The 21,967-nt window shown below is 64.5% G+C and carries 26 protein-coding genes; 17 read left to right on the top strand and 9 right to left on the bottom strand.

Features of this window, described 5'->3' with window-relative positions; genetic code table 11:
- Window positions 1-125 precede the first annotated feature (125 nt).
- The 5 genes from DM806_RS05160 to DM806_RS05140 are packed head-to-tail and all read left to right on the top strand — an operon-like array spanning window position 126 to window position 2,914.
- Complete coding sequence (locus DM806_RS05160) at window positions 126-416, top strand: YggT family protein (RefSeq protein WP_179042165.1); 291 nt, start codon at window positions 126-128, stop codon at window positions 414-416.
- Window positions 413-736, top strand: a complete 324-nt coding sequence (locus DM806_RS05155) for a DUF167 domain-containing protein (RefSeq protein ID WP_179042164.1) — start codon at window positions 413-415, stop codon at window positions 734-736. Before DM806_RS05160 ends, DM806_RS05155 begins: the two co-directional genes overlap by 4 nt.
- The gene (folD, locus tag DM806_RS05150) at window positions 733-1,629 is read left to right on the top strand and encodes a bifunctional methylenetetrahydrofolate dehydrogenase/methenyltetrahydrofolate cyclohydrolase FolD (RefSeq protein ID WP_179042163.1); all 897 of its coding nucleotides are present in this window, start codon (window positions 733-735) and stop codon (window positions 1,627-1,629) included. The genes DM806_RS05155 and folD overlap by 4 nt, the downstream gene beginning before the upstream one ends.
- The gene (locus DM806_RS05145; protein ID WP_372859277.1) at window positions 1,626-2,297 is read left to right on the top strand and encodes a YybH family protein; all 672 of its coding nucleotides are present in this window, start codon (window positions 1,626-1,628) and stop codon (window positions 2,295-2,297) included. Before folD ends, DM806_RS05145 begins: the two co-directional genes overlap by 4 nt.
- Window positions 2,294-2,914, top strand: coding sequence for a MarC family protein (locus tag DM806_RS05140; protein ID WP_179042162.1), 621 nt, complete (start codon window positions 2,294-2,296; stop codon window positions 2,912-2,914). The genes DM806_RS05145 and DM806_RS05140 overlap by 4 nt, the downstream gene beginning before the upstream one ends.
- A gap of 99 nt (window positions 2,915-3,013) precedes the next feature.
- Here DM806_RS05140 and DM806_RS05135 read toward each other — a convergent pair whose 3' ends face one another.
- Window positions 3,014-3,466 (bottom strand): monooxygenase family protein, encoded by a 453-nt coding sequence (locus DM806_RS05135; protein ID WP_179042161.1) that lies wholly within the window; start codon window positions 3,464-3,466, stop codon window positions 3,014-3,016.
- 58 nt (window positions 3,467-3,524) lie between these two features.
- Here DM806_RS05135 and DM806_RS05130 point away from each other — a divergent pair, with 58 nt between their 5' ends.
- The gene (locus DM806_RS05130) at window positions 3,525-4,061 is read left to right on the top strand and encodes a TetR/AcrR family transcriptional regulator (protein ID WP_179042160.1); all 537 of its coding nucleotides are present in this window, start codon (window positions 3,525-3,527) and stop codon (window positions 4,059-4,061) included.
- 66 nt (window positions 4,062-4,127) lie between these two features.
- Here the strand turns inward: DM806_RS05130 and DM806_RS05125 are convergent, their stop codons facing one another.
- Window positions 4,128-4,808: an OmpA family protein gene (locus tag DM806_RS05125; RefSeq protein ID WP_179042159.1), complete on the bottom strand. Its 681-nt coding sequence runs from the start codon at window positions 4,806-4,808 to the stop codon at window positions 4,128-4,130.
- Window positions 4,809-4,959: 151 nt separating this feature from the next.
- Here DM806_RS05125 and DM806_RS05120 point away from each other — a divergent pair, with 151 nt between their 5' ends.
- Window positions 4,960-6,276: a hemolysin family protein gene (locus DM806_RS05120; protein WP_179042158.1), complete on the top strand. Its 1,317-nt coding sequence runs from the start codon at window positions 4,960-4,962 to the stop codon at window positions 6,274-6,276.
- 57 nt (window positions 6,277-6,333) lie between these two features.
- Here the strand turns inward: DM806_RS05120 and DM806_RS05115 are convergent, their stop codons facing one another.
- Entirely contained in the window at window positions 6,334-6,855 is a 522-nt protein-coding gene (locus DM806_RS05115) for a regulatory protein RecX (RefSeq protein WP_179042157.1), read from the bottom strand.
- A 187-nt stretch (window positions 6,856-7,042) separates the two neighbouring features.
- On the opposite strand from DM806_RS05115, the gene DM806_RS05110 reads away from it, so the two are divergent.
- A complete protein-coding gene (locus DM806_RS05110) occupies window positions 7,043-8,764 on the top strand; it encodes a fatty acyl-AMP ligase (RefSeq protein WP_179042225.1) in 1,722 nt (573 codons plus the stop codon).
- 49 nt (window positions 8,765-8,813) lie between these two features.
- Here DM806_RS05110 and DM806_RS05105 read toward each other — a convergent pair whose 3' ends face one another.
- The 5 genes from DM806_RS05105 to aroQ form a co-directional block, all read right to left on the bottom strand.
- A complete protein-coding gene (locus DM806_RS05105; RefSeq protein ID WP_179042156.1) occupies window positions 8,814-9,560 on the bottom strand; it encodes a ParA family protein in 747 nt (248 codons plus the stop codon).
- Window positions 9,561-9,730: 170 nt separating this feature from the next.
- Window positions 9,731-10,075: an arsenate reductase family protein gene (locus DM806_RS05100; RefSeq protein ID WP_179042155.1), complete on the bottom strand. Its 345-nt coding sequence runs from the start codon at window positions 10,073-10,075 to the stop codon at window positions 9,731-9,733.
- The gene (accC, locus tag DM806_RS05095) at window positions 10,072-11,424 is read right to left on the bottom strand and encodes an acetyl-CoA carboxylase biotin carboxylase subunit (RefSeq protein WP_179042154.1); all 1,353 of its coding nucleotides are present in this window, start codon (window positions 11,422-11,424) and stop codon (window positions 10,072-10,074) included. The genes DM806_RS05100 and accC overlap by 4 nt, the downstream gene beginning before the upstream one ends.
- 15 nt (window positions 11,425-11,439) lie before the next feature.
- A complete protein-coding gene (gene accB, locus DM806_RS05090) occupies window positions 11,440-11,925 on the bottom strand; it encodes an acetyl-CoA carboxylase biotin carboxyl carrier protein (RefSeq protein WP_179042153.1) in 486 nt (161 codons plus the stop codon).
- Window positions 11,926-12,008: 83 nt separating this feature from the next.
- The gene (gene aroQ, locus DM806_RS05085; protein ID WP_179042152.1) at window positions 12,009-12,449 is read right to left on the bottom strand and encodes a type II 3-dehydroquinate dehydratase; all 441 of its coding nucleotides are present in this window, start codon (window positions 12,447-12,449) and stop codon (window positions 12,009-12,011) included.
- 114 nt (window positions 12,450-12,563) lie between these two features.
- Between aroQ and thiS the strand changes: the two genes are divergently transcribed.
- Complete coding sequence (thiS, locus tag DM806_RS05080) at window positions 12,564-13,592, top strand: sulfur carrier protein ThiS (RefSeq protein ID WP_179042151.1); 1,029 nt, start codon at window positions 12,564-12,566, stop codon at window positions 13,590-13,592.
- Here the strand turns inward: thiS and DM806_RS05075 are convergent.
- Complete coding sequence (locus tag DM806_RS05075) at window positions 13,589-14,464, bottom strand: LysR family transcriptional regulator (protein WP_179042150.1); 876 nt, start codon at window positions 14,462-14,464, stop codon at window positions 13,589-13,591. The genes thiS and DM806_RS05075 overlap by 4 nt on opposite strands.
- 88 nt (window positions 14,465-14,552) lie before the next feature.
- Between DM806_RS05075 and DM806_RS05070 the strand changes: the two genes are divergently transcribed.
- From DM806_RS05070 to DM806_RS05035, 8 genes are all read left to right on the top strand, one after another.
- Window positions 14,553-15,263, top strand: coding sequence for a CoA transferase subunit A (locus DM806_RS05070; RefSeq protein WP_179042224.1), 711 nt, complete (start codon window positions 14,553-14,555; stop codon window positions 15,261-15,263).
- The gene (locus DM806_RS05065; RefSeq protein ID WP_179042149.1) at window positions 15,263-16,150 is read left to right on the top strand and encodes an HAD family acid phosphatase; all 888 of its coding nucleotides are present in this window, start codon (window positions 15,263-15,265) and stop codon (window positions 16,148-16,150) included. Before DM806_RS05070 ends, DM806_RS05065 begins: the two co-directional genes overlap by 1 nt.
- A gap of 13 nt (window positions 16,151-16,163) precedes the next feature.
- Window positions 16,164-16,481, top strand: coding sequence for a DUF5076 domain-containing protein (locus tag DM806_RS05060; RefSeq protein WP_179042148.1), 318 nt, complete (start codon window positions 16,164-16,166; stop codon window positions 16,479-16,481).
- On the top strand, window positions 16,481-17,116 hold the full coding sequence (locus DM806_RS05055; RefSeq protein WP_179042147.1) for a CoA transferase subunit B: 636 nt from the start codon (window positions 16,481-16,483) through the stop codon (window positions 17,114-17,116). Before DM806_RS05060 ends, DM806_RS05055 begins: the two co-directional genes overlap by 1 nt.
- Before the next feature lie 9 nt (window positions 17,117-17,125).
- Window positions 17,126-17,566: an HIT family protein gene (locus DM806_RS05050; protein ID WP_179042146.1), complete on the top strand. Its 441-nt coding sequence runs from the start codon at window positions 17,126-17,128 to the stop codon at window positions 17,564-17,566.
- 42 nt (window positions 17,567-17,608) lie between these two features.
- Window positions 17,609-18,904, top strand: a complete 1,296-nt coding sequence (locus tag DM806_RS05045; RefSeq protein WP_179042145.1) for a glycosyltransferase family 4 protein — start codon at window positions 17,609-17,611, stop codon at window positions 18,902-18,904.
- Between the two features lie 136 nt (window positions 18,905-19,040).
- Entirely contained in the window at window positions 19,041-20,666 is a 1,626-nt protein-coding gene (locus tag DM806_RS05040; protein ID WP_179042223.1) for a capsular polysaccharide export protein, LipB/KpsS family, read from the top strand.
- Window positions 20,659-21,942: a capsule biosynthesis protein gene (locus tag DM806_RS05035; RefSeq protein ID WP_179042144.1), complete on the top strand. Its 1,284-nt coding sequence runs from the start codon at window positions 20,659-20,661 to the stop codon at window positions 21,940-21,942. Before DM806_RS05040 ends, DM806_RS05035 begins: the two co-directional genes overlap by 8 nt.
- Window positions 21,943-21,967 lie beyond the last annotated feature (25 nt).

The raw sequence follows: 21,967 nt of genomic DNA, 5'->3' as shown, positions 1-21,967 counted from the left end.
TATAGCGCGGCATCCCGGCAAGTCTGGCGAATTTGTCCTGTCGTTGGTGGATTTTGCGTCGCAGCATGCTTGTGGCAGGGTGGCCGCCTCGGCTAGAGCGGCGCCAAGCATCCAACGGAGACCCCATGGCCTACGCCCTTTATCAGATCATCGTCATCCTTCTGGACGTGCTGTGGTGGATCATCATCATCCAGGCGATCATGAGCTGGCTGATCGCCTTCAACGTCGTCAACATGGGCAATGACTTCGTCCGCACTGTGATGACCGCACTCGACCGGATGACAGCGCCCATCTACAATCCCATCCGTCGGGTGATGCCGGACCTTGGCGCGCTCGACCTGTCGCCCATGGTCGTATTGCTCGCCATCCTGATCATCCGTCAGGCCGTGCTGCCGCCGCTCTTCGGTATGGTGTGAACGTCTGGAGCCGGTCCGGCGACGACCTGCTGCTCAGCGTCCGGCTGACCCCCGGATCAGCGAAAGAGGAGATTGGCGGCGAATGGACCGATGCGCACGGCGCGCACTGGCTATCCGCCCGCGTCCGCGCCGTGCCGGAAAAGGGCAGGGCTAATGGTGCAATGATTGCACTATTGGCGAAACAGCTGGATTGGCCAAAGGGCGCGATTTTGCTGGAATCGGGCGACACCAACCGGCTAAAGCGGCTAAGGATCATCGGCGGAGGCAGCGCAGGCGCGCGCCTGATCGCCCTCATCGAACATTGGGTAGAACAGACATGACCATCGGCAAGATCATCGACGGCAAGGCCTTTGCGGCGGGACTGCGCGACAAGGTGGCCGATCGGGTCGCGGCTTTCACCGAGCAGGCGGGGCGCAAGCCGGGCCTCGCCGTGGTGCTGGTGGGCGAAGACCCGGCGAGCAGCGTCTATGTCCGCTCCAAGGGCAAGATGACCGTCGCGGTCGGAATGGAAAGTTTCGAGTTCAAGCGCCCCGACAGCATCGGCGAGGATGACCTGCTCGACCTGATCGAGGAGCTGAACCATGACGATCGCGTCGACGGCATCCTCGTCCAGCTGCCTCTCCCGAAACATATCGACGAGGCGGCGGTGATCGGCGCGGTCGATCCGGCTAAGGATGTGGACGGCTTCCATGTCGTCAATGCGGGCCGTCTCGCGACCGGGCAGGAGGCGCTGGTGCCCTGCACACCGATGGGCTGCATCATGCTGCTGAAGGATGAGCTGGGCGACCTCAGCGGCATGGAGGCGGTCGTCGTCGGCCGCTCCAACATCGTGGGCAAGCCGATGGCGCAGCTGCTGCTGGCCGAAAACGCCACCGTCACCATCGCGCATAGCCGCACCCATGACCTCGCCAGCGTCGTCCATCGCGCCGACATCGTCGTCGCCGCCGTGGGCCGCGCGGAAATGGTCAAGGGCGAATGGATCAAACCGGGCGCGACCGTGATCGACGTCGGCATCAACCGCGTCGCCGATACGGAGGAAGAGGGCAAGAGCCGCATCGTTGGCGACGTCGCCACGGCGGAGGCGCTGGCCCATGTCCGCGCTATCACGCCGGTGCCGGGCGGCGTCGGCCCGATGACGATCGCGGTGCTGCTGCGAAACACGCTGGTTGCCGCCCATGCCCGAGCCGGACTGCCAAAGCCGGAGGGGCTGTGACGGCGGCGGCGCGGCTTGCGCTGCTGACATTGGGGGCGGTGGCGCTTGTCGCCGCAAAGCCGCCCCTGCGCTTCCAGCCCGATCCGAGTTCGGTGATTGCGGCGGAAATCGCCTTCAACCGGCTGGCGCAGCAAAAGGGGCAATGGACCGCCTTCCGCGAAACCGCCGCCGAGGATGCGGTGATGTTCGTCCCGCAAAAGGTGCTGGCACAGGACTGGCTCCGGAAACAGGTCGATCCCCCCGCGTCCGTCCAATGGTCGCCCTCGATCGTCTATGTCTCCTGCGACGGCAATCTGGCCGCCAGCACCGGCAACTGGAAGCGACCGGATGGATCGGTCGGTTATTTCACGACGCTCTGGCGGCGCGACAGGAAGGGCCGCTGGCAGTGGATTCTCGACCATGGCGATACGCTCGCCACCGCGCGTGAGGCGCCGGAATTTCTGACCGGCAAGGTCGCGACCTGCAAGCGCAGTCCACGCGCCGATGGCCCACCGCCGCCACCGCCCGGTGGCAAGCCCGGCAAGGGCGAAGTCGCGCCGCCGCCGGACGAGAGTCTGGTCTGGAGCGCCGATGTCGCCGCCGACAACAGCCGCCGCGTCACCGTGAAGATGTGGACCGGCAGCGCCTATGAAACCGTGATCGACGATAAGGTGAACGCCGGATCATGACAGCCCTGTTCCTGTCCGCCTTCGTCACTCTGTTCGTGGTGATCGATCCGCCGGGCTGCGCGCCCATCTACGCCAGCCTGACCGCCGGCGCGAGCCAGGCGCAGCGCCGGGCGATGGCGATCCGCGCGGTCGGTATCGCCGCCGCGATCCTGCTGGTCTTCGCCCTGTGGGGCAAGCAGTTGCTGGGCGTGCTGGGTATCGCGCTCGACAGCTTCCGCATCGCGGGTGGCATCATGCTGTTCATGATCGCCATGGACATGGTGTTCGAGAAGCGCACCCAGCGGCGCGAGGAGCGGGCGGAAAAGATCAGCGCCGAGGAACCGCATGTGGAGGACGTCTCCGTCTTCCCCATGGCGATGCCGATGATCGCCGGGCCGGGATCGATCGCGACGGTCATGCTGCTGATGTCGCGCGCCAACGGCATGGCGGAACGCGCGGTGGTGCTGGGCGCGGTGGTGCTGACACTGGCGCTGATGCTGGGTTCGCTGATGGCGGCGGGTCCGCTGATGGCGTTGCTGGGCCGCAAGATAGAGGCGGTCATCACCCGCCTGCTCGGCGTGCTGCTCGCCGCACTGGCGGCGCAGTTCGTGATCGACGGGATCAAGGCGAGCTTCTAGAGCATCGTGCGGAAAAGTGGGAACCGGTTTTCCGCTTAAAACGATGCGACAACAAAAACTTAGAGCGAGCGACCCGCGTCAGATTTAACGCAGCGCGCTCTAAGCCGCCTTGCGCGCCATCCGCGCGCGGGCGGTCAGGAATGGACCGGTCGGGTCGAGCGACGGGGCGAAGCGGCCGAAGCCCATGGGTTCCGGCATGTCGATATAGACCGCCTCCATCGCGCCGTTGCGGGCGTAGCTTTCGTGCCAGAAGCCCGCGCCATTGTCGCCCTTGGCGAAGTCGCGCCACCAGCCGGCATGCGGCATGGAACGGGTGAATCGTTCCAGGCCGTCGAGGTCGCGCCAATATTGGCGGATGCCGACATGGTTCCAGCTGAAGAGAAATTGCTCATGCGTCAGCAGCCCTTCGGGCGGGTCGCGCTCGATCGTGCGCAGCCCCTTGCCGATGCGCAGCAGCGCGGGCAGGCCGCGCAGGCGCGACACGCGAAAGCCGAGCAAGATCATGATGAGGTCGGGATAGGCGTCCAGATCGACCGACTGACGGACTTGCATGACACGACTCCATGCTGTTTATGCTGTAAACATAACACATACTGATTACAGTGTAAACATGACCCAAAGCCTGCACGATCGACTGGTGGATTGCGCCCTTGCTCTGCTGGAGGAGGGGGAGGCTGATATCAGCCTGCGCGCAGTGGCGCGGGCGGCGCAGGTGTCGGCGATGGCGCCCTATCGCCACTTCGCCGACAAGGCGGCGCTGATGGCGGCGGTGGCGCTGCGCGGCTTCGCGATGCTGGAGGAGCAGGCGGCCTACGCTGATGTGGTAGCCGATTCGGCGGCAGCGCTGACGGCGCAGGGGCTGGCCTATATCGCCTTCGCCCGTCGTCATTCGGCTCTGTTCCGCCTGATGTTCGCCGATGGAGCGGGTAACGAACTGCCGCACGAACAATGCCGGGGCGCCTATGCGCTGATGGCGCGGCGGGTGTCCGAACTGGCACCCACGAAGAGCGAAGCGGGAGCGCTGGCCTGTTGGGGACTGGTGCATGGCTTGGCGACGCTGGCGCTGGATGGCCGTCTGCCGCCCGATCCGGCAGGGGAGCGGGCGGCGCTGGCGCTGCTGACGCGGGCGCTCACCACCCGCGTCTGACAGTTGGTGTCAAAAAACAGTCCTTCGACAGGCTCAGCCCGAATGGCTCTTTTAAAGGCTTGACGTCTACCCCTTCACGTCAGCTTCCGTGACGGGCGCGATCTTGATTTCGACGCGGCGGTTGGACGCCTTGCCTTCCTCGGTCGCGTTGGAGGCGATCGGCTGGCTTTCGCCATAGCCGCGCGTGCCGATGCGCGCCGACTGCACGCCCTTCGTCACCAGATAATTGGCAACCGACTGGGCGCGGCGTTCGGACAGCGTCTGGTTATAGGCGTCCGACCCATCGCTGTCGGTATGGCCGTACACGTCGATATAGGTTTTGGGATATTGCGCCAGCACCGATGCGACATCGTTCAGCGTCGGCTGGAACTGCGGCTGCACGTCGGACTTGTTAAAGGCGAACGTGATGCCCGACGGCATGCGGAGCAGCAGATTGTCGCCGTCGCGGATCACGTCGACGCCGGTACCGGCCGTTTCCTCGCGCAGCTTGCGTTCCTGGGCGTCCATATAGGCGCCGATGCCCACACCCGCGACCGCGCCGATGCCTGCGCCCAATATCTTTTCGGTGCGGTCGTTGCGGCCGCCGACCAAATCGCCCAGCAGATAGCCGCCCAGCGCGCCGCCGATGCCGCCGATCGCCGCCTTGGAAATGCTGCGCTGGCCTGTCTGCGGATCGGTGGTGCAGGCGGTGGTGGCGAGCATCGCGGCCAGACCCGCGGCGCCGATGATGCGGTGAGAAATCCTCATTGATCCTGTTCCCTTTATCCTGTGCTGGCTGGAGCCTCTGCCCCCCTCAATAGCCAAGCGGTGATCTTTGTTCCACAAGCGAACTGAACTCTTGCTGATGCCGATGTTGTGAAATTGAAAGATTAGCGTTTATAGGGGGACACTGACCACCATGGCCACGATCCCCCCTCCCAATCCGACGCCCTTCCCCTGGGTAGACCTCATCATCATTCTGGTGCTTGTCGCGATCAATGGCGTTTTCGCCATGTCGGAACTGGCCATCGTGTCGGCCCGCAAGCCGCGTTTGCAGGCGATGGAGAAGGCCGGACGCAGCGGGGCGCGCTCCGCGCTGGCGCTGGCGGCCGATCCCGGTAAGTTCCTGTCGACGGTCCAGATCGGCATCACCCTGATCGGCATCATTTCGGGCGCCTATTCGGGCGCCAGCCTGGGCGGACCGACCGGCGAGCGGCTGGAGGCGCTGGGCCTGTCGCCCAACACCGCCGAAAATCTGGGCTTCGCGCTCGTTATCGGCGTCACCACCTATGCCTCGCTGATTATCGGCGAACTGGTGCCCAAGCAGTTCGCGTTGCGCCAGCCCGAACCGATCGCGGTGCTGGTGGCGACGCCGATGCTGTATCTGGCCAAGCTGACCGCTCCGGTCGTCTGGGTGCTCGACGCATCGAGCAGCCTGATCTTCAAGCTGATGGGCCTGACCCGCGAATCGGAACATCATGTCACCGTCGAGGAACTGCATCTGATCGTCGCGGAGGCGAGCAAGTCGGGTGTCATCGAGGAAAGCGAGCGGGCGATCATTTCCGGCGTCGTGCGGCTGGCCGACCGGCCTGTGCGCGAGGTGATGACCCAGCGCATGGATGTCGACTGGATCGACATCGGCGCGGATGAGGAGACGATCCGCGCCAAGCTGCTCGACACGCCGCATACCCGTCTGCCCGTCGGCCGTGGATCGGTGGAGGATATCATCGGCATCGTCCAGGCGCGCGACATCATGACCGCGCTGTTCCGGGGCGAGCCGCTGAACCTCGAAACGCTGATGCGCAAGGCTGAGGTCGTGCCCGATCAGGTCGATGCGATGGACGCGCTGGAAGTGCTGCGCCGGTCCGATGTGCCGATGGTCATGGTTCATGACGAATATGGCCATTTCGAGGGAATCGTGACCCCGGCGGACCTGCTGTCCGCCATCGCCGGCCATTTCGCCTCCGACCGCGACGCTTTCGACGAGCCTGACGTCGTCGAGCGCGAGGATGGCAGCTTGCTGGTGTCGGGCCAGATGTCGATCGACCAGCTGGCCGAGCGGATCGGCATAGACCTGTCCGAGGATCGCGATTATGCGACCGTCGCGGGCCATGTGCTGTGGCTGCTCAAACGTCTGCCGGAAGTCGGCGATTATGCCGAGGACCAGAATTGGCGCTTCGAGATCGTCGACATGGACGGGCGCAAGATCGACAAGCTGCTGGTCGCGGTGCAGTAACGTCGGGCCGGTCAGCGGGGCGAGGAAGCGGCGGCGAGCGATAGCTGCCGTGGCGCCTTACTCCTGCTCGATGGTTTCTCCTGGCGCCGCGTCCACCCACCGCCGGGCGACCGCATAATCATGGCCCGCGCGCAGGAAGGCGGCGATCGCCTTTTCCCGCTGTTTCGGGTCAAGCGGCGCGGTGGCATAGGGGCCGACGCGCTTGCGCCGCGCGAAGCGGTCAGCGGCGCTCCAGGCGTCCTTGCGGGTCTGGGCATCGGCCTGCTCCCGGTCACTCTCCGCGATGCCCGCGGCGCGCAATTCCTCTTCGACCCGGCGCGCGCCATAGCCGCGCCGGCCGAGCGAGGCGCTCTTCATCACCGCATAGCCGGCATCGTCGATATAATTGAGTTCGACGAAGCGATCGGCCAATGCTTCGGGATCGGCGGGACGCTCGTCGCCCCAGCCGCGCTCGCGCAGCTTGCGGTTCAGATAGGTGAGCAACTTGCCGCGGCTGACGGCAAAACGCGCGACATGGCGTAGCGCCAGGTCACGCAGCGATTCCTCGTCAAGCGGCGGAGGGAGGCGTTTCCCGGTCATATCGTGCCTCAATGCCCGATACGCCATGTTTATGCCACAGTCGGGCCGGAATTTTACCGCGCCTTGTCGGCTATTAAGCGACGCTGGAATGGAATAGGCGGTGCATCTGGCGGCCAAAGCTGCTAGCGGCCCCGCTTTCACAAGTTTTAAGACATTGGGTGAAACCAATATGACGGGTTCGCAAGAGATGATGGCACCGACGCCGACCACTGATGATCTGCCGCGCCGCTTCTCCGATTTCGAGACGCTGGGCGAGGCGCTGGACTATGCGGCGCAGGGCAGGCGCGGGTTGAATTTCCACGATGCGCGTGGGAATCTGGCGCGGCCCTATCCGTTCAGCGAACTGCGCGCCGACGCGATCGCCTGCGCCCACCGTCTGATCGCCCATGGCGTCAAGCCCGAAGACCGCGTGGCGCTGGTCGCCGAAACCGGCATGGACTTCGCTCAGCTCTTTTTCGGCATCGTCTATGCCGGCGCCTGGCCGGTGCCGCTGCCGCTGCCGACCAGCTTCGGCGGCAAGGAAAGCTATATCGACCAGCTGAACGTCCAGCTGTCGAGCTGCGACCCGATGCTCTTCCTCTTCCCCAAAGAACTGGAGGAAATGGCTGGCGAATCCGGTCGCCAGAAGAATGTCGAGAGCATCGCGTTCGAGGATTTCATCGCCCGCGACGCGATCCCCGCCAACCTGCCGCAGGCCAAGGGCGAGGAAATCGCCTATCTGCAATATTCGAGCGGTTCGACCCGCTTCCCGCATGGCGTCGCCGTGACCCATCATGCGCTGCTCAGCAACCTGTCGGCGCATAGCCATGGCATGGAAGTGCAGGACAGCGATCGCTGCATCAGCTGGCTGCCCTGGTATCATGACATGGGCCTGGTCGGCTGCTTCCTGTCGGTCGTCGCCAACCAGGTGTCGACCGACTATATGAAGACCGAGGATTTCGCCCGCCGTCCGCTTGCCTGGTTGGATCTGATCAGCCGCAACGAAGGCACCTCGATCAGCTATTCGCCGACCTTCGGCTACGACATCTGCGCCCGCCGCATGTCGAGCCAGACCAAGGCGCAGGATCGCTTCGATCTTTCCCGTTGGAGGCTCGCGGGCAATGGCGCGGACATGATCCGCCCCGACGTGATGCAGAGCTTCGTCGACGCCTTTGCCGATGCGGGCTTCAGCCCCAAGGCCTTCCTGCCCAGCTACGGCCTGGCCGAAGCGACGCTGGCTGTGACCATCATGCCGCCGGGCGAGGGGATCATCGTCGAACTGGTCGAGGAAACCGACCTGTCGGGCGGCGACGCGCCCGAAGGCCGTCCGCAGCGCTTCCGCTCGATCGTCAATTGCGGCAAGCCGGCCAAGGACATGGTCGTGGAAATCCGCGACGAGGATGGCGGCCTGATGAACGAGCGCCAGATCGGCAAGGTGTGGACCACCGGGCCGAGCCTGATGGTCGGCTATTTCCGTGACCAGGAGGCGACCGACGCCTGCATGGCCGGTGGTTGGCTCGACACGGGCGACATGGGCTATCTGAGCGACGGCTATCTCTACATTGTCGGCCGCGCCAAGGACATGATCATCATCAACGGCAAGAATCATTGGCCGCAGGATATCGAATGGGCGGTGGAGCAGCTGCCTGGCTTCAAGCAGGGCGACATCGCCGCCTTCGCCATCACCACGCCGGGCGGCGAGGAAGCGCCTGCCGTGCTGGTCCATTGCCGCACCTCGGACAATGAGGAGCGTTCGCGCCTGCGCGACCAGATTCGCGAGCGGGTTCGCGCCATCACCGGCATGAACTGCGTCGTCGAACTGGTGCCGCCGCGCACCCTGCCGCGCACCAGCTCGGGCAAGCTCAGCCGCTCGAAGGCGCGGAATCTCTATCTGACCGGCGAAATCCGTCCCTACGACATCGCCGCCTGACGGTTCCAAATATCGATGAAGCGCCCGGCAGCGATGGACGGGCGCTTTTTCATGCCTGCAACTGTCGCTCCACCTGCGTCCAGAGCGAGGCGAAGGCCTGCGCCGGGGGCGAGGCGGGAGCGAAGGCGCCCAGCGGCTTGCGCCGCACCGTCATCTGCTCGATCGTGCTGGCCATCGGGATGGCGTGCCAGCCCGACTGGCTTTCCAGTGCGGCGCGGTGCAGGCTGCGGCGGCGGTCGACCATCGAATAGACCGGCAGGATCGGTGCATGATTGCCGCCGCGCTGGACCAGATAGCGGGCGACTTCCCCCATGGCGCGCTGCGACAGCGGGGAGGGGATGACCGGGATGACGATCAGGTCGGCGGCGCGCAGCACCTGCTCGCTGGTTTCGGTAAGGCCCGGCGGGCAATCGAGGATGATCCGGTCATAGTCGCGTCCCAGGCTCTCGATCAGTTTGGCCAGCCGCTTCTTCTTGTCCATTTCGCGGAACAGATGGTCGAGGCCGCGCAGCGACGTGTCGGCGGCGATCAGGTCCAGCCCCGGCACGGTGGACGGCTGGATGAGTTTCCGTACCTCCACATCCTTGCTGAAGATCGCCTGCGCCGCGTCCCGGCTGGTCATGTCGGTGGAGATGAGCCAGCTCGACGCCGCCTGCGGATCGAGATCCCAGAGCAGTGTGCGCCGCTTCGAGATGCAGGCCGATGCCCAGGCTAGGTTGATCGCGAAGGTGGTCTTACCCACGCCGCCCTTGAGGCTGTAGACGGCGATGGTCGCCAATGCCGGTTCCTTTGCCATGAAGGAGGAGGCTAAGGCTTCCTCCCATCAAAGCAAGCGCTCAAATCATATGATTGTTACGCGAGCGTGACGCCGCGCGATCGGAAGCTGGACAGCGAAATAGACAATCTCAAACTGAAAATGCGTAATGCCATTCGTTTCGAATACGAAACGAATGGCATTACGAGGCATCAGAGGATGTCGCGGACCTTGTCCTGCGGGCGGCAGAAGCGCACGCCCTTGTCCGTTTCGACGAAAGGACGGTTCACATAGGCCGGATTGGCAGCCATTTCGTCCAGGATCGCGTCGGCCGACATATCGGGCAGGCCGCGCTCCTCGGCATCGGTGCCCATCAGGCGCAACGCCTCATGCGGGGTCAGGCCTGCGTCCGCGATCAGTTGCGCGACCTTCGCCCGCGTATAGGGCGTCTTGAGATAGTCGATGACCTCGACCTCGACGCCGGGCGTTTCCTCAAGGATCGCCAGCGTCTTGCGTGATGTGCCGCATTTGGGATTATGCCAGATGGTGGCTTTCACTGGCCATCCTCACGGGCGAGCCATTCTTCCAGCCACTTGATGGTATAGTTGCCGTCGAGAAATTCCGGATCGCGCAGCAGGGCCTGATGCAGCGGGATGGTGGTCTTCATCCCCTCGATCACATATTCCTCCAGCGCGCGGCGCAGGCGCATGATCGCGCCCTCGCGGGTGCGGCCATAGACGATCAGCTTGCCGATCATGGAGTCGTAATAAGGCGGCACCTTATAGCCCTGATAGAGGCCGCTATCGACGCGAACGTGCATGCCGCCCGGAACATGATAGCTGGTGACGGTGCCCGGCGATGGCGCGAAGGTCTTGGGATCCTCGGCGTTGATGCGGCATTCGATCGCATGGCCGGTGAAGCGGATATCGTCCTGCGCGACCGAGAGCGGCTTGCCTTCGGCGACGCGGATCTGTTCGCGCACCAGGTCGAGGCCGGTGATCATTTCCGTCACCGGATGTTCCACCTGCAGGCGGGTGTTCATCTCGATGAAGTAGAATTCGCCATTTTCCCACAGGAATTCGATCGTGCCCGCGCCGCGATAGCCCATGTCGGCCATCGCCTTGGCGCAGATGCCGCCGATCCGCTCACGCTCGGCTTGGCTGAGGACGGGCGAGGGGGCTTCTTCCAGCACCTTCTGGTGGCGGCGCTGGAGCGAGCAATCGCGTTCGCCCAGGTGAATGGCGTTGCCATTGCCGTCGCCGAACACCTGGATTTCGATATGGCGCGGATTGCCGAGATATTTCTCGATATAGACAGTGGCGTCGCCGAACGCGGCCTTCGCTTCCGAACCCGCCTGCTGCATCAGCGTTTCAAGGCTGTCGGGCGAGGTGCAGACCTTCATGCCGCGGCCGCCGCCGCCCGACGCCGCCTTGATGATGACCGGATAGCCCGCCGCTTCGGCGATGGCCTTGGCTTCCTCGACGTCACTGACCGCGCCGTCAGACCCTGGGACCAGCGGCAGGCCGAGCGCGCCGGCGGTGCGCTTCGCCTCGATCTTGTCGCCCATGGTGCGGATATGTTCGGGCTTGGGCCCGACGAAGGCCAGCCCATGCGCTTCCACGATTTCGGCGAACTTGGCGTTTTCCGACAGGAAGCCATAACCGGGGTGGATCGCGTCGGCGCCGCTGATTTCCGCCGCCGAAATGATCGCGGCGATGTTCAGATAGCTGTCCTTGGCCGCGGGCGGTCCGATGCAGATCGCCTCGTCGGCGAGGCGCACATGCATGGCGTCGGCGTCGGCGGTGGAGTGCACCGCGACGGTCTTGATGCCCATTTCATGGCAGGCGCGGTGGATGCGAAGCGCGATCTCGCCGCGATTGGCGATCAGCAGTTTCTCGATGGCCATAAGCTTGTGCGGGCCTTATTCGATGACGATCAGCGGCTGGTCATATTCGACCGGCTGGCCGTTATCGACCAGCACCGCCTTGACCGTGCCGGCGGTCGGCGCGGTGATCGCGTTCATGACCTTCATGGCTTCGACGATCAGGATGGTTTCGCCGGCGGCGACCTGCGCACCCACGCGAGCGAAGGGCGCGGCGCCCGGTTCGGCCGACAGATAGGCGGTGCCCACGATCGGCGACTTGACCACATTGCCCGAAGGCAGTGCGGCGTCGGCAGCGGGCGCGACAGGCGCCGCGGCGGCCACCGGGGCGGCGACGGGTGCAGCGGCCGGCGCGGCGGCATAGACGGGCGCGGCGGCCGAAGCCGCCTTGCGCGCGACGCGGATCTTGCGATCGCCGTCCTCAACCTCGATTTCGGTGAGGTTGGTGTCGTCCAGAAGCGCCGCGAGATCGCGCACCAGCTGCACGTCCACCTGCATTGCGCCCTTTTCTTGTTTGTCGGTCATGTGAAGTCCCTGGCCGGTGAATGTCGTTTCTTGTGCCCGCGCCTATGCGTATTTACGGCAAAGCGCAACTTTCGTGCGTCGAGCTACAGTTCGAGCGCGGCTTCCAGCGCCAGCATGTAGGACATCGGGCCGAAACCCGCGATGGTGCCCTTCGCCGCCATGCCGACATAGCTTTTGTGGCGGAAAGGCTCGCGCTTGTGCGGGTTCGACAGGTGAATCTCGATCACCGGCACGCTGATGCCCTTGATCGCGTCATGCAGCGCGATCGAGGTGTGGGTATAGGCGCCGGGATTGATGATGACGGCGTGCGCGCCTTCCGCATGGGCTTCCTGCAGCCAGTCGACCAGATGGCCTTCATGGTTCGACTGGCGGAACTCGATCTCCACATGGGCGCGGTTGGCGGCGTCCTCCATGCGTTCGGCAATATCGTCCAGCGTGTCATAGCCGTAGATTTCCGGCTCGCGGGTGCCGAGCATGTTGAGGTTCGGGCCATTGAGGACATAGATTTTGCGCGCGTCGGCCAAGGCGACCCCCTAATGCTGTTGCTTGGCGGACAGGGCCGCCCCTATATGCGCGACGATCCTTAGCCCTTCCGGTCTCGCCTAGTCGAGACATCTTCTCAAGTTCGGGACAGCGCAGTGAGCATTGACGGCACCATCTCCATCCACATCAATGGCGAGCATCGCCGCATCCGTGACGGTCTGACGCTGGCCCAACTGGCGAGCGAGCTGGGCTTCGTGCCGGAAAAGGTGGCGGTGGAGCGCAATCTGGAGGTCGTGCCGCGTTCGACGCTGGCGCAGGTCAAGGTCGAGGATGGCGACGAACTCGAAATCGTGCATTTCGTTGGTGGTGGCGACCATCCGGTCGCGGGCGGCGGCGACGATGTGACCGCGCTGGATGACGACAGCTGGACCGTAGCCGACAAGAGATTCCGGTCGCGCCTGATCGTGGGCACCGGCAAATATAAGAGTTTCGAGCAGAATGCGGCGGCGGTGGCCGCTTCGGGCGCGGAGATCGTCACGGTCGCGGTGCGCCGCGTCAATGTCAGCGATCCCAAGGCGCCGATGCTGACCGACTATATCGACCCGAAGAAGATCACCTATCTGCCCAACACGGCGGGCTGCTTCACCGGCGAGGATGCGATCCGCACCCTGCGGCTGGCGCGCGAGGCGGGCGGCTGGGAACTGGTGAAGCTGGAAGTGCTGGGCGAGGCGCGCACGCTGTATCCCGATATGGTCGAGACTCTTCGCGCCACGGAAGTCCTCGCCAAGGAAGGCTTCAAGCCGATGGTCTATTGCGTCGACGATCCGATCGCGGCCAAGCGGCTGGAGGATGCCGGTGCCGTCGCGATCATGCCGCTGGGCGCGCCGATCGGGTCGGGCCTCGGCATCCAGAACAGGGTGACGATCCGGCTGATCGTGGAGGGCACCAAGCTGCCGGTGCTGGTGGATGCGGGCGTCGGCACCGCGTCGGAAGCGACGGTGGCGATGGAACTGGGCTGCACCGGCGTGCTGATGAACACCGCCATTGCCGAGGCGAAAGATCCCGTGCTGATGGCCGCCGCGATGAAGGCGGGGGTCGAAGCCGGCCGCATGGCCTATCGCGCCGGGCGCATGGGCAAGCGCATGTATGCCGATCCGTCCAGTCCGCTGGCTGGTCTCATTTAAACGCCCGCGCGTAACTCCAGCCGGCTCGCCCGGTCGAAGATGGCGAGCACCAGCGGGTCGGATTCCGTGGCGCGGACGGCGACGTGGAAGTCGACTGGTGGCATGCCCGGCGCGCCGGGCACCGGCACCAGCCGCCCGTCCGCCATCTGATGCCGCACCATGGGCTGGGGAAAGATGCCGATCCCGCCACCCTCCAGCACGATGTCGATCATGGTGCGGACATTGTTGCAGAGGTTGAGCGGGCAGTCGGCCAGGTCCGACGCGGCGATCGCGTCCTTCATGATCCGGTAGAGCGGCGAGAGGTTGGAGAGCGACCAGATCGGCGTCCGGGTCGTGCCGACGGTCGACGGGCGGGTCAGCCAGAGCAGGTCGACGCTGCCGATCGGTGCCGTGCGCAGCATTGGATGGGCGATCCGCCCCGCCGCAAAGGCAAGGTCGGCATGGCCGGACGCGAGTTGCTGGATCAGGTCGGCGGTCAGAGCGATATCGACTTCCAGCGAAACCTGGGGCAGGTCGCGGCCCAGTTCCGCGACGAAGCCGGGCAGGCAACTGGCCGCCGCGATCTCGCCCGCGCCGATGCGGATGATGCCGGTCGCGCCCGATATGTCGCTGCATCCCATCAGTACGCCCTGGAATCGCGCCCAGAGGGGCTCGCTTTCCCGCACCAGTTCGCGTCCCGCAGGGGTGAGCGCCATGGTCCGCCCCTCGCGCCGGAACAGCGCGGTGCCGAGATGGTTTTCCAGCTCGCGCACCCGCGCGGAAATGGCGGGCTGGGTGGTGTTGAGGCGCGCCGCCGCCGCCGCGAACGTGCCCAGCCGGGCGATCCAGAGCAGCGTTTCCAGATGGTAGAAGGCGATGCGATTGATAGACATCGTTTGTGTTTAACCGAAAAAACAAATCATTGGTATTGATCGGTCGAGCTGCATAGAACGGTGTGAACTTACAAAAGGATGGATGCCGATGGTCAAGAAGCTCTACCCCGATGCCGCGACCGCGCTGGAGGGACTTCTCTTCGACGGGATGCAGATTTGCGCGGGCGGCTTCGGCCTGTGCGGCATTCCCGAACGGCTGATCGACGCGATTCGCGATTCGGGCGTGAAGGATCTGACCATCGCCTCCAACAATGCCGGCATCGACGGCGAGGGGCTGGGCAAGCTGCTGCGCACGCGGCAGGTGAAGAAGATGATTTCTTCCTATGTCGGCGAGAACAAGGAGTTCGAGCGGCAATATCTGGCCGGTGAGCTGGAGGTGGAATTCTGCCCGCAGGGGACGCTGGCCGAACGGTGCCGTGCGGGCGGGGCGGGCATTCCCGGTTTCTACACCAAGACCGGCGTCGGCACGCAGGTGGCCGAGGGCAAGGAAGTGAAGAGCTTCGACGGGCAGGATTACATCTTGGAGCGCGGCATCTTCGCCGACATCGCGATCATCAAGGGCTGGAAGGCCGACGAGAGCGGCAACCTGATCTTCCGCAAGACCGCCCGCAACTTCAACCAGCCGATGGCGACCGCCGCGAAGCTGTGCATCGCCGAGGTCGAGGAAGTGGTGCCGACGGGCAGCCTAGATCCCGACGCGATCCATCTGCCGGGCATTTATGTGAAGCGCATGATAGTGGGCGCACCCTACGACAAGAAGATCGAGTTCCGGACGGTGCGGGCGCGGGAAGCGGCCTGATGTCCATGACGATGCGCACGGTTTCGGTGCTGCTGCTGGCGCCGCTTGCCGCTTGCGCGACCGTGCCGGCGGCAACGACCTCCGCGCCGTCTGCGGATCTGGCCGCCAATCCGTCTGCGGGCATGCAATATCTCTATGGGTCGGGCGAGGGGGCTGCGATTTCGGTGCAGGCCTGGCACGCGTTGCTCGGCTATGTGGCGGCGAAGGTGAAGGCGCGTCCGGCCGACAGCGTGGTGCTGGAGGAAGGTGCGACCCTCGACGCGCCGAAATTCGAGCCGTGCGGCGACAGGCCCTTCGCGGCTGTGTTCGACGTGGACGAGACGGTGATGCTCAACACCGGCTATGAATATCATGCCGCCAGGACCGGGCAGGGATGGAATGAGGCGGATTGGGGCGCATGGGAGAAGACCGGCGAGGGTGCGGTCGGGCCGGTGCCCGGCGCGGACCATGTGCTGGCCGCGCTGCGCAAGCTGGGCGTGACGGTGATCTTCAATACCAATCGGTCCGTTGCCAATGCCGATGCGACCGCGCGCGCGATCAAGGCGGCAGGGCTGGGGGATGCTGTGCATGGCCAGACGCTGTATCTGAGCGGTGACGACGCCATGGGATCGCGCAAGGATGGCCGCCGCTGGACGATCTCCGGCAAATATTGCGTTATCGCCATGGGCGGCGACCAGCTGGGCGATTTTTCCGACCTGTTCAATGCGGGCCAGCCAGTGTCCGCCCGCCGCGCCGCGACCATGCAACTGCCGATCGCGGGCCTGTGGGGCAATGGCTGGTTCGTGCTGCCCAATCCGGTCTATGGAAGCGGCCTAAAGGGAGGGTTTGACGATGTTTTTCCGATGGACAGGAGGTGGGCGCCGCCCGCCGCTGGCGGCGGAAAATGACAAGGCATCCGACATGACCCAAGTTGAGCATCCTAACGCCCTATCGCTGGATCAAGGCGACATACTGACAGATCAGTCCCATGAGGTCATGCGGGTGTGGGTGACAAACGGGGCGGGCAGCAGTGTCTGGATTTCGGCTCAGATTTTGGAAGACCCGACGACATTCGGCTATCTTATGTCCGATACGATCCGACATGCCGCGCGAGCCTATGCCACGACATGGGGCTTGGACGAGCGGCAAGCCCTTGAATCCATCGTCGCCGGACTATCGGCGGAATTGCGTAATCAGGTCGGTGAAATAACGACCATTCAGGAAGGAAGTTTGAACTGATGCCCTGGACTCGTGACGAGATGGCCGCGCGCGCGGCGAAGGAATTGCAGGACGGTTTCTATGTGAATCTGGGCATCGGCATTCCGACGCTGGTGGCCAATCATATTCCCGATGGCGTGGAAGTGACACTCCAGTCCGAGAACGGGATGCTGGGCATCGGGCCTTTCCCCTATGAGGGCGAGGAGGATGCCGACCTGATCAATGCGGGCAAGCAGACGATCAGCGAATTGCCGCAATCGGCCTATTTCAGCTCCGCCGACAGTTTTGCGATGATCCGTGGCGGGCATATCGACCTGACCGTGCTCGGCGCGATGGAAGTCGCGGAAAATGGCGACATCGCCAACTGGATGATTCCCGGCAAGATGATCAAGGGCATGGGCGGCGCCATGGATCTGGTCGCCGGCGTCAAGAAGATCATCGTCGTCATGGAGCACACCTCCAAGAATGGCGACGCCAAGTTCATCCCGGCCTGCACCCTGCCGCTGACCGGCAAGAATGTGGTCGACATGATCGTCACCGACCTGTGCGTTTTCCAGCGGCCCGACCATGACAGCCCGTTCAAGCTCATTGAACTGGCGCCGGGCGTGACGGCGGAGGAAGTCGCTGCTAAGACGACCGCCCATTATACCAGCTAAGGGCAGCCCATGAGCCTCGACGGCACCTATGACGACGCCAATGTCTTTGCCCTGATCCTTCAGGGCAAGATCCCGTCGACCAAGCTGTATGAGGACGACAACACCTTTGCCTTCCTCGATATCATGCCGCAGACCAGGGGGCATGCGCTGGTGATTTCCAAATGGTCGAAGGCGCGCAATCTGCTGGAGATCGAGGATGAGGCGCTGGCGCAGGTGATGGCGACCACGAAGAAGGTCGCCACCGCCATTCGCAAGGCGCTCGATCCCGACGGCATTCAGGTCGCCCAGTATAATGGCGCGCCGGCGGGGCAGACCATCTTCCACCTACACGTCCATATCCTGCCGCGCTGGGAGGGCGATCCCAAGGGCTTTGCCGCGCATGGCCATGGCGCTCAAGCGGATGGCGCGCAATTGCAGGTGCTGGCCGAAGAGATTCGCGCGCAGTTCTGATGCCTCTTTTCTTTGCTGCCGGCCTGTGGGACGGGCGCTGACATGGCTTTGCGTCCCTTCAATGCGCCCGGCGCGCGGCTGGCCCTGCGCACCAAGCGCGCCAGCGAGCGTTTCATGGGCAAGCGAGGCGAGAGTGAGGTCATTCTCGATGTCTCCCGTCTGCTCTCGCGCGCTTTCCATCCCGCGCCGACGGGGATCGATCGCGTCGAATATGTCTATGCGCGCGAATTGCTAGATCGGATTCCCGACCGGCTGTCCTTCGCCGCGGTGCATCCGGCCGGCGGCTATTATGGCCGGCTGAACAGTGCGGCGGTTCGTCAGTTCCTGGCCTTCACGGCGGCGAAATGGCGCAATGCCCGCTCGGACGATGCGGGGGACAACAAGGCGGCGGTCATCCGCCACATGTTCGCCACCCGTCCCCGGCCAGTCCCGCGCGCCACCGGCCCGCGCATCTATCTGCAAGTATCGCCGCACCATCTGGACAATCACGGCCAGGTCGGCGCGATCCTGCGCGCCGAAGGGGCGAAGCTGGTGACGCTGGTGCATGACGTCATTCCGCTCAGCCATCCCGAATATGCGCGGCCGCAGGGTGGCGACGAGCATCGCAAGCGGGTGCGGACGATCGACAGCTATGCCACCGGGATCATCGGCAACAGCCAGGCGACGATCGATGCGCTCGAACCGCATTTGAACAAGGGGCTGGATGGCCGGGTGGTGCGGGTCGCCCATTTCGGCGCCGACGCGCCCGACATTTTCGGTGCGCCCGACGAAGACCTGCCGACGCGACCCTATTTCGTCTATATCTCGACCATCGAGCCGCGGAAAAACCATCTGCTGCTGCTCAACATCTGGCGGCGGCTGGTGGAAGAGCAGGGCGATGCCGCACCGGTGCTGGTGCTGGTCGGCCGACGCGGCTGGGAAAATGAGAATGTCATCGATATATTGGAGCGCGCGGAGATATTGCGCGGCCATGTGATCGAGGCGGGCGAAGTCTCCGACAACCGGATGCAGGCGCTGGTCGCCAATGCCCGCGCGATGCTGATGCCGTCCTTCATCGAAGGCTTCGGCATGCCGGTGGTCGAGGCGCTGGCGGCGGGCGTGCCGGTGATATGCAGCGACATCATCGCCCATCGTGAAGTGGGGGGCGACGCGCCCGACTATCTCGATCCGCTCGACGGATTGGGATGGAAGCGCGCCATCTGCGCCTATGCGCGTCCGGATTCGGCGGAGCGGGTGGCGCAGCAGGCGAGGATCGCCAGCTGGCGGGCGCCGACCTGGCGTGACTATTTTGACATTATCTCCGAGCTGATCGAAGAGGTAACAGCGTCTGTTTCTTGACCTGCGCTCTTCTGCCGCTCAAGGATGGCGGCGAAGGGGCATGGAAGATGCGGTGCGCGACGCGCTCAGGGAATGATCGGCACGGATATGTCAGGCCAGGCGCGCGCAAGGCGGCGGTGCTGACCGGTTGACGCCCATGCTCCCCTTTTTGAGATCGCCGCCATTCCCGCATGTCGCACCGTCCGTCGCGGCGGTCAGCACCGCGATTGACGATGGGCGGGCGGGGGCGTTCGTGCCGGACGGGGTGCTCGACGCCATCGTCGAGGCGCGCGTGGGCGGTGCTTTCTGGGGGGAGCGCACGGCCCCGGTACGGCTGTTGGTGCGGATGGGAATCGGCGTCGATCCCGCGGCGCTGTCCGGCGTGCAGCCCGACCAGATCGGCCTGCTGCCCGGCGCCGGGCCGACGCCGACCGTGGGCAGGATATTGTCGGCCGATTGCGATCCCTGGGCGATGATCGATGGTGTTCAGGCTCTCCATGCGACGGAGCAGGATGAATGGGCGCTGGTCGCCGGGCTGCTCGATGTGCCGGTGATCGGGCCGGACGGGAAACGGATTGATCCGGGCCGGTTGCGCGACGCGGCCAGGACGCGGATCGCGCTGGCGCGCTACCGCAATCCCTTTACCGGCGATCCTACGGATGCCGCCGCGGCCATCCTGCATCTTGCCGATTGGCGCCGCCATCTGGACGGCAATCGCGACATTGCCGCCGCCAGCGGCATGGCTTTCTGGAAGCGCGACGCGGTGCGTCGGTTCCTGTGGGACGGCAGGCGGTCGCCACCCTTCCTGTCCGCAGCGCGCGGTCTGCGCCGGGCGCAGAGGGAGAAGGGCGCGCTGGCCGTCTGGCCGTCCCGTGTGCCGAAGACAATGGCGCAGGATGCCGCAGACCGGGCTGTGCCGCTGGTGCGCGTGGAAGACGGTTTCATCCGGTCGCGGGGGCTTGGGGCGGCATTGCACCCGCCCGGATCGGTGGTCGTCGATCGCACCGGCATCTATTATAATGCGCTGGCGGAAAATGATCTGGAAACGCTGCTGGCCACGCATGATTTCCCCCTGCCGCTGGTGGAACGGGCCGCGCGCCTGCGCCGCCGCATCTGTTCGGCCGGGGTCACGAAATATGGCCAGGATTCCGGACGAATGCTGGCGCTGCCGGAGGGACGGCGCACCGTGCTCGCGATCGGCCAGGTCGATGACGACCTGTCGGTGCGGCTCGGCGGCGCAGGCGTGGAGGGCAATCTCGATTTTCTGGCCCGCGTGCGTGGCGCCGAGCCGGATGCGTGGATCGTCTATCGTCCCCACCCCGATGTGCAGGCGGGGCATCGCAAGGGACATGTGTCCGATGCAGCCATATTGACCCATGCCGATGCGATCGACGGCGGCGCCCCGTTGATGGAGCTGGTGCAGGCCGTTGACGAGGTGCATGTGCTGTCGTCGCTGACGGGGTTCGAAGCGCTGATGCGCGGCCGTTCCGTCACGGTGCACGGCATGCCTTTCTACGCCGGATGGGGACTGACACGCGATCTGGCCCGGCCCTGCGCGCGCCGGGGGCGGCAGTTGACCCTGGACCAGCTTGTGGCCGCTGCCTTGATACTCTATCCTCGCTATCTGGACGTGCTGACCCAATTGCCATGCGGGCCCGAAATAATGGTTGAGCGCATGGCGAATGGGACTACACCAGCCATGACGTCATTGATCCGATTGCGGCAATTACAGGGGAAGTTACGGCGATTTATGACCTTGTCCGCAGAGTATCTTCATGGTTGAGGCGTCCATGAAGACTTTCCTGTTCCTTCAGGGGCCGCATGGTCCTTATTTCGCGATGTTGGCGGATGCCCTGCGGGAAAGAGGGCATCGTGCGCTGCGGATCAACATCAACGGCGGCGACAAGGTCGACTGGCCGGGCGAAGCCACCGATTATCGCGGCACCTTCCGCAACTGGCCGCTCTTCTTCGACGATTTCATCGTCAATCATGGCGTCACCGACCTGATCCTCTATGGCGACTGTCGCCCCTATCATACCTCTGCGCATGGGATGGCGCGATTGCGTGGGTTGCGGGTTCATTGCATGGAGGAAGGCTATATCCGGCCCGACTTCCTGACGCTGCAGGACGACGGCGTGAATGGCAATTCGACCCTGCCGCTCGACCCGCAATGGTATATCGACCAGGCGGAAGGGCTGCCCGAATATGAGGGCGTCCTGCCGGCTGTCCCCTCGACCTTCCGGGCGCGGGCGCGCAACACCATGCGCAACGGTCTGGCGTCAGCGCTGATGCGGCCCTATTTTCCGTTTTATCGCACTCATCGGCCACACAGCTTCCTGCTCGAATCGGTAGCCTGGTGCTGCAAACTCCTGATGCGCAGGAGCGAAGAACGCAGGTCGCTGGCGGTATGGACGGCGGTCAAGGACCGGCCCTATTTCACCCTGCCCTTGCAGCTCAACTCCGACTATCAGATCCGCGTCCATTCGCCCTTCGGCAACATGCGCGCCGCTCTCAGGTTCGTCATCAAGAGCTTCGCCCGCCATGCGCCAGATGGTGTTTCGCTGCTCATCAAGCGGCATCCGCTCGATCCGGGCCTGGTGGCCTGGGGACGACTGACGCAGCGACTGGCGACCCATTATGGCGTTGCCGACCGGGTTTTTTATCTGCCAGACTGGGACATTGCCGAGGTGGTGGGCAAGTCGCTGGGTGTCGTGACGGTCAACAGTACGGTCGGCACGCTGGCGCTCAATAGCGGCAAGCCGGTGGTCGTGCTGGGGCATGCGGTCTACAAGGTGCCGGGCGTCGTCCATCGGACGGGGCTGGATGATTTCTGGGCGGCTCCGCGCCAGCCTGACATGGCGCTCTATTCCGCCTTCCGCCGGGTTCTGGTGGATCGCTGCCTGATACGCGGCGGCCTGTTGAGCGATGAAGGGTTGCAACTGCTGGTGGCCAATGCGATCGAGCGGCTGGAAAAGGAACCCTCCGAAGTGCTGCCCTTGCCACGGCCGGCCGTGCGCAAGCGACATTCCATGGGGGTGGTGCACGGCGACGCGGCTTGACGCAATGTCCGGCCGCGAGGGGCGG

This window comes from Sphingobium lactosutens, from assembly GCF_013393185.1.
In the GTDB taxonomy this organism is placed as follows: Bacteria; Pseudomonadota; Alphaproteobacteria; order Sphingomonadales; family Sphingomonadaceae; genus Sphingobium; species Sphingobium lactosutens_A.
The sequence above is the reverse complement of the archived record's forward strand: the minus strand, read 5'-3'. Positions and strand labels throughout refer to the sequence as shown.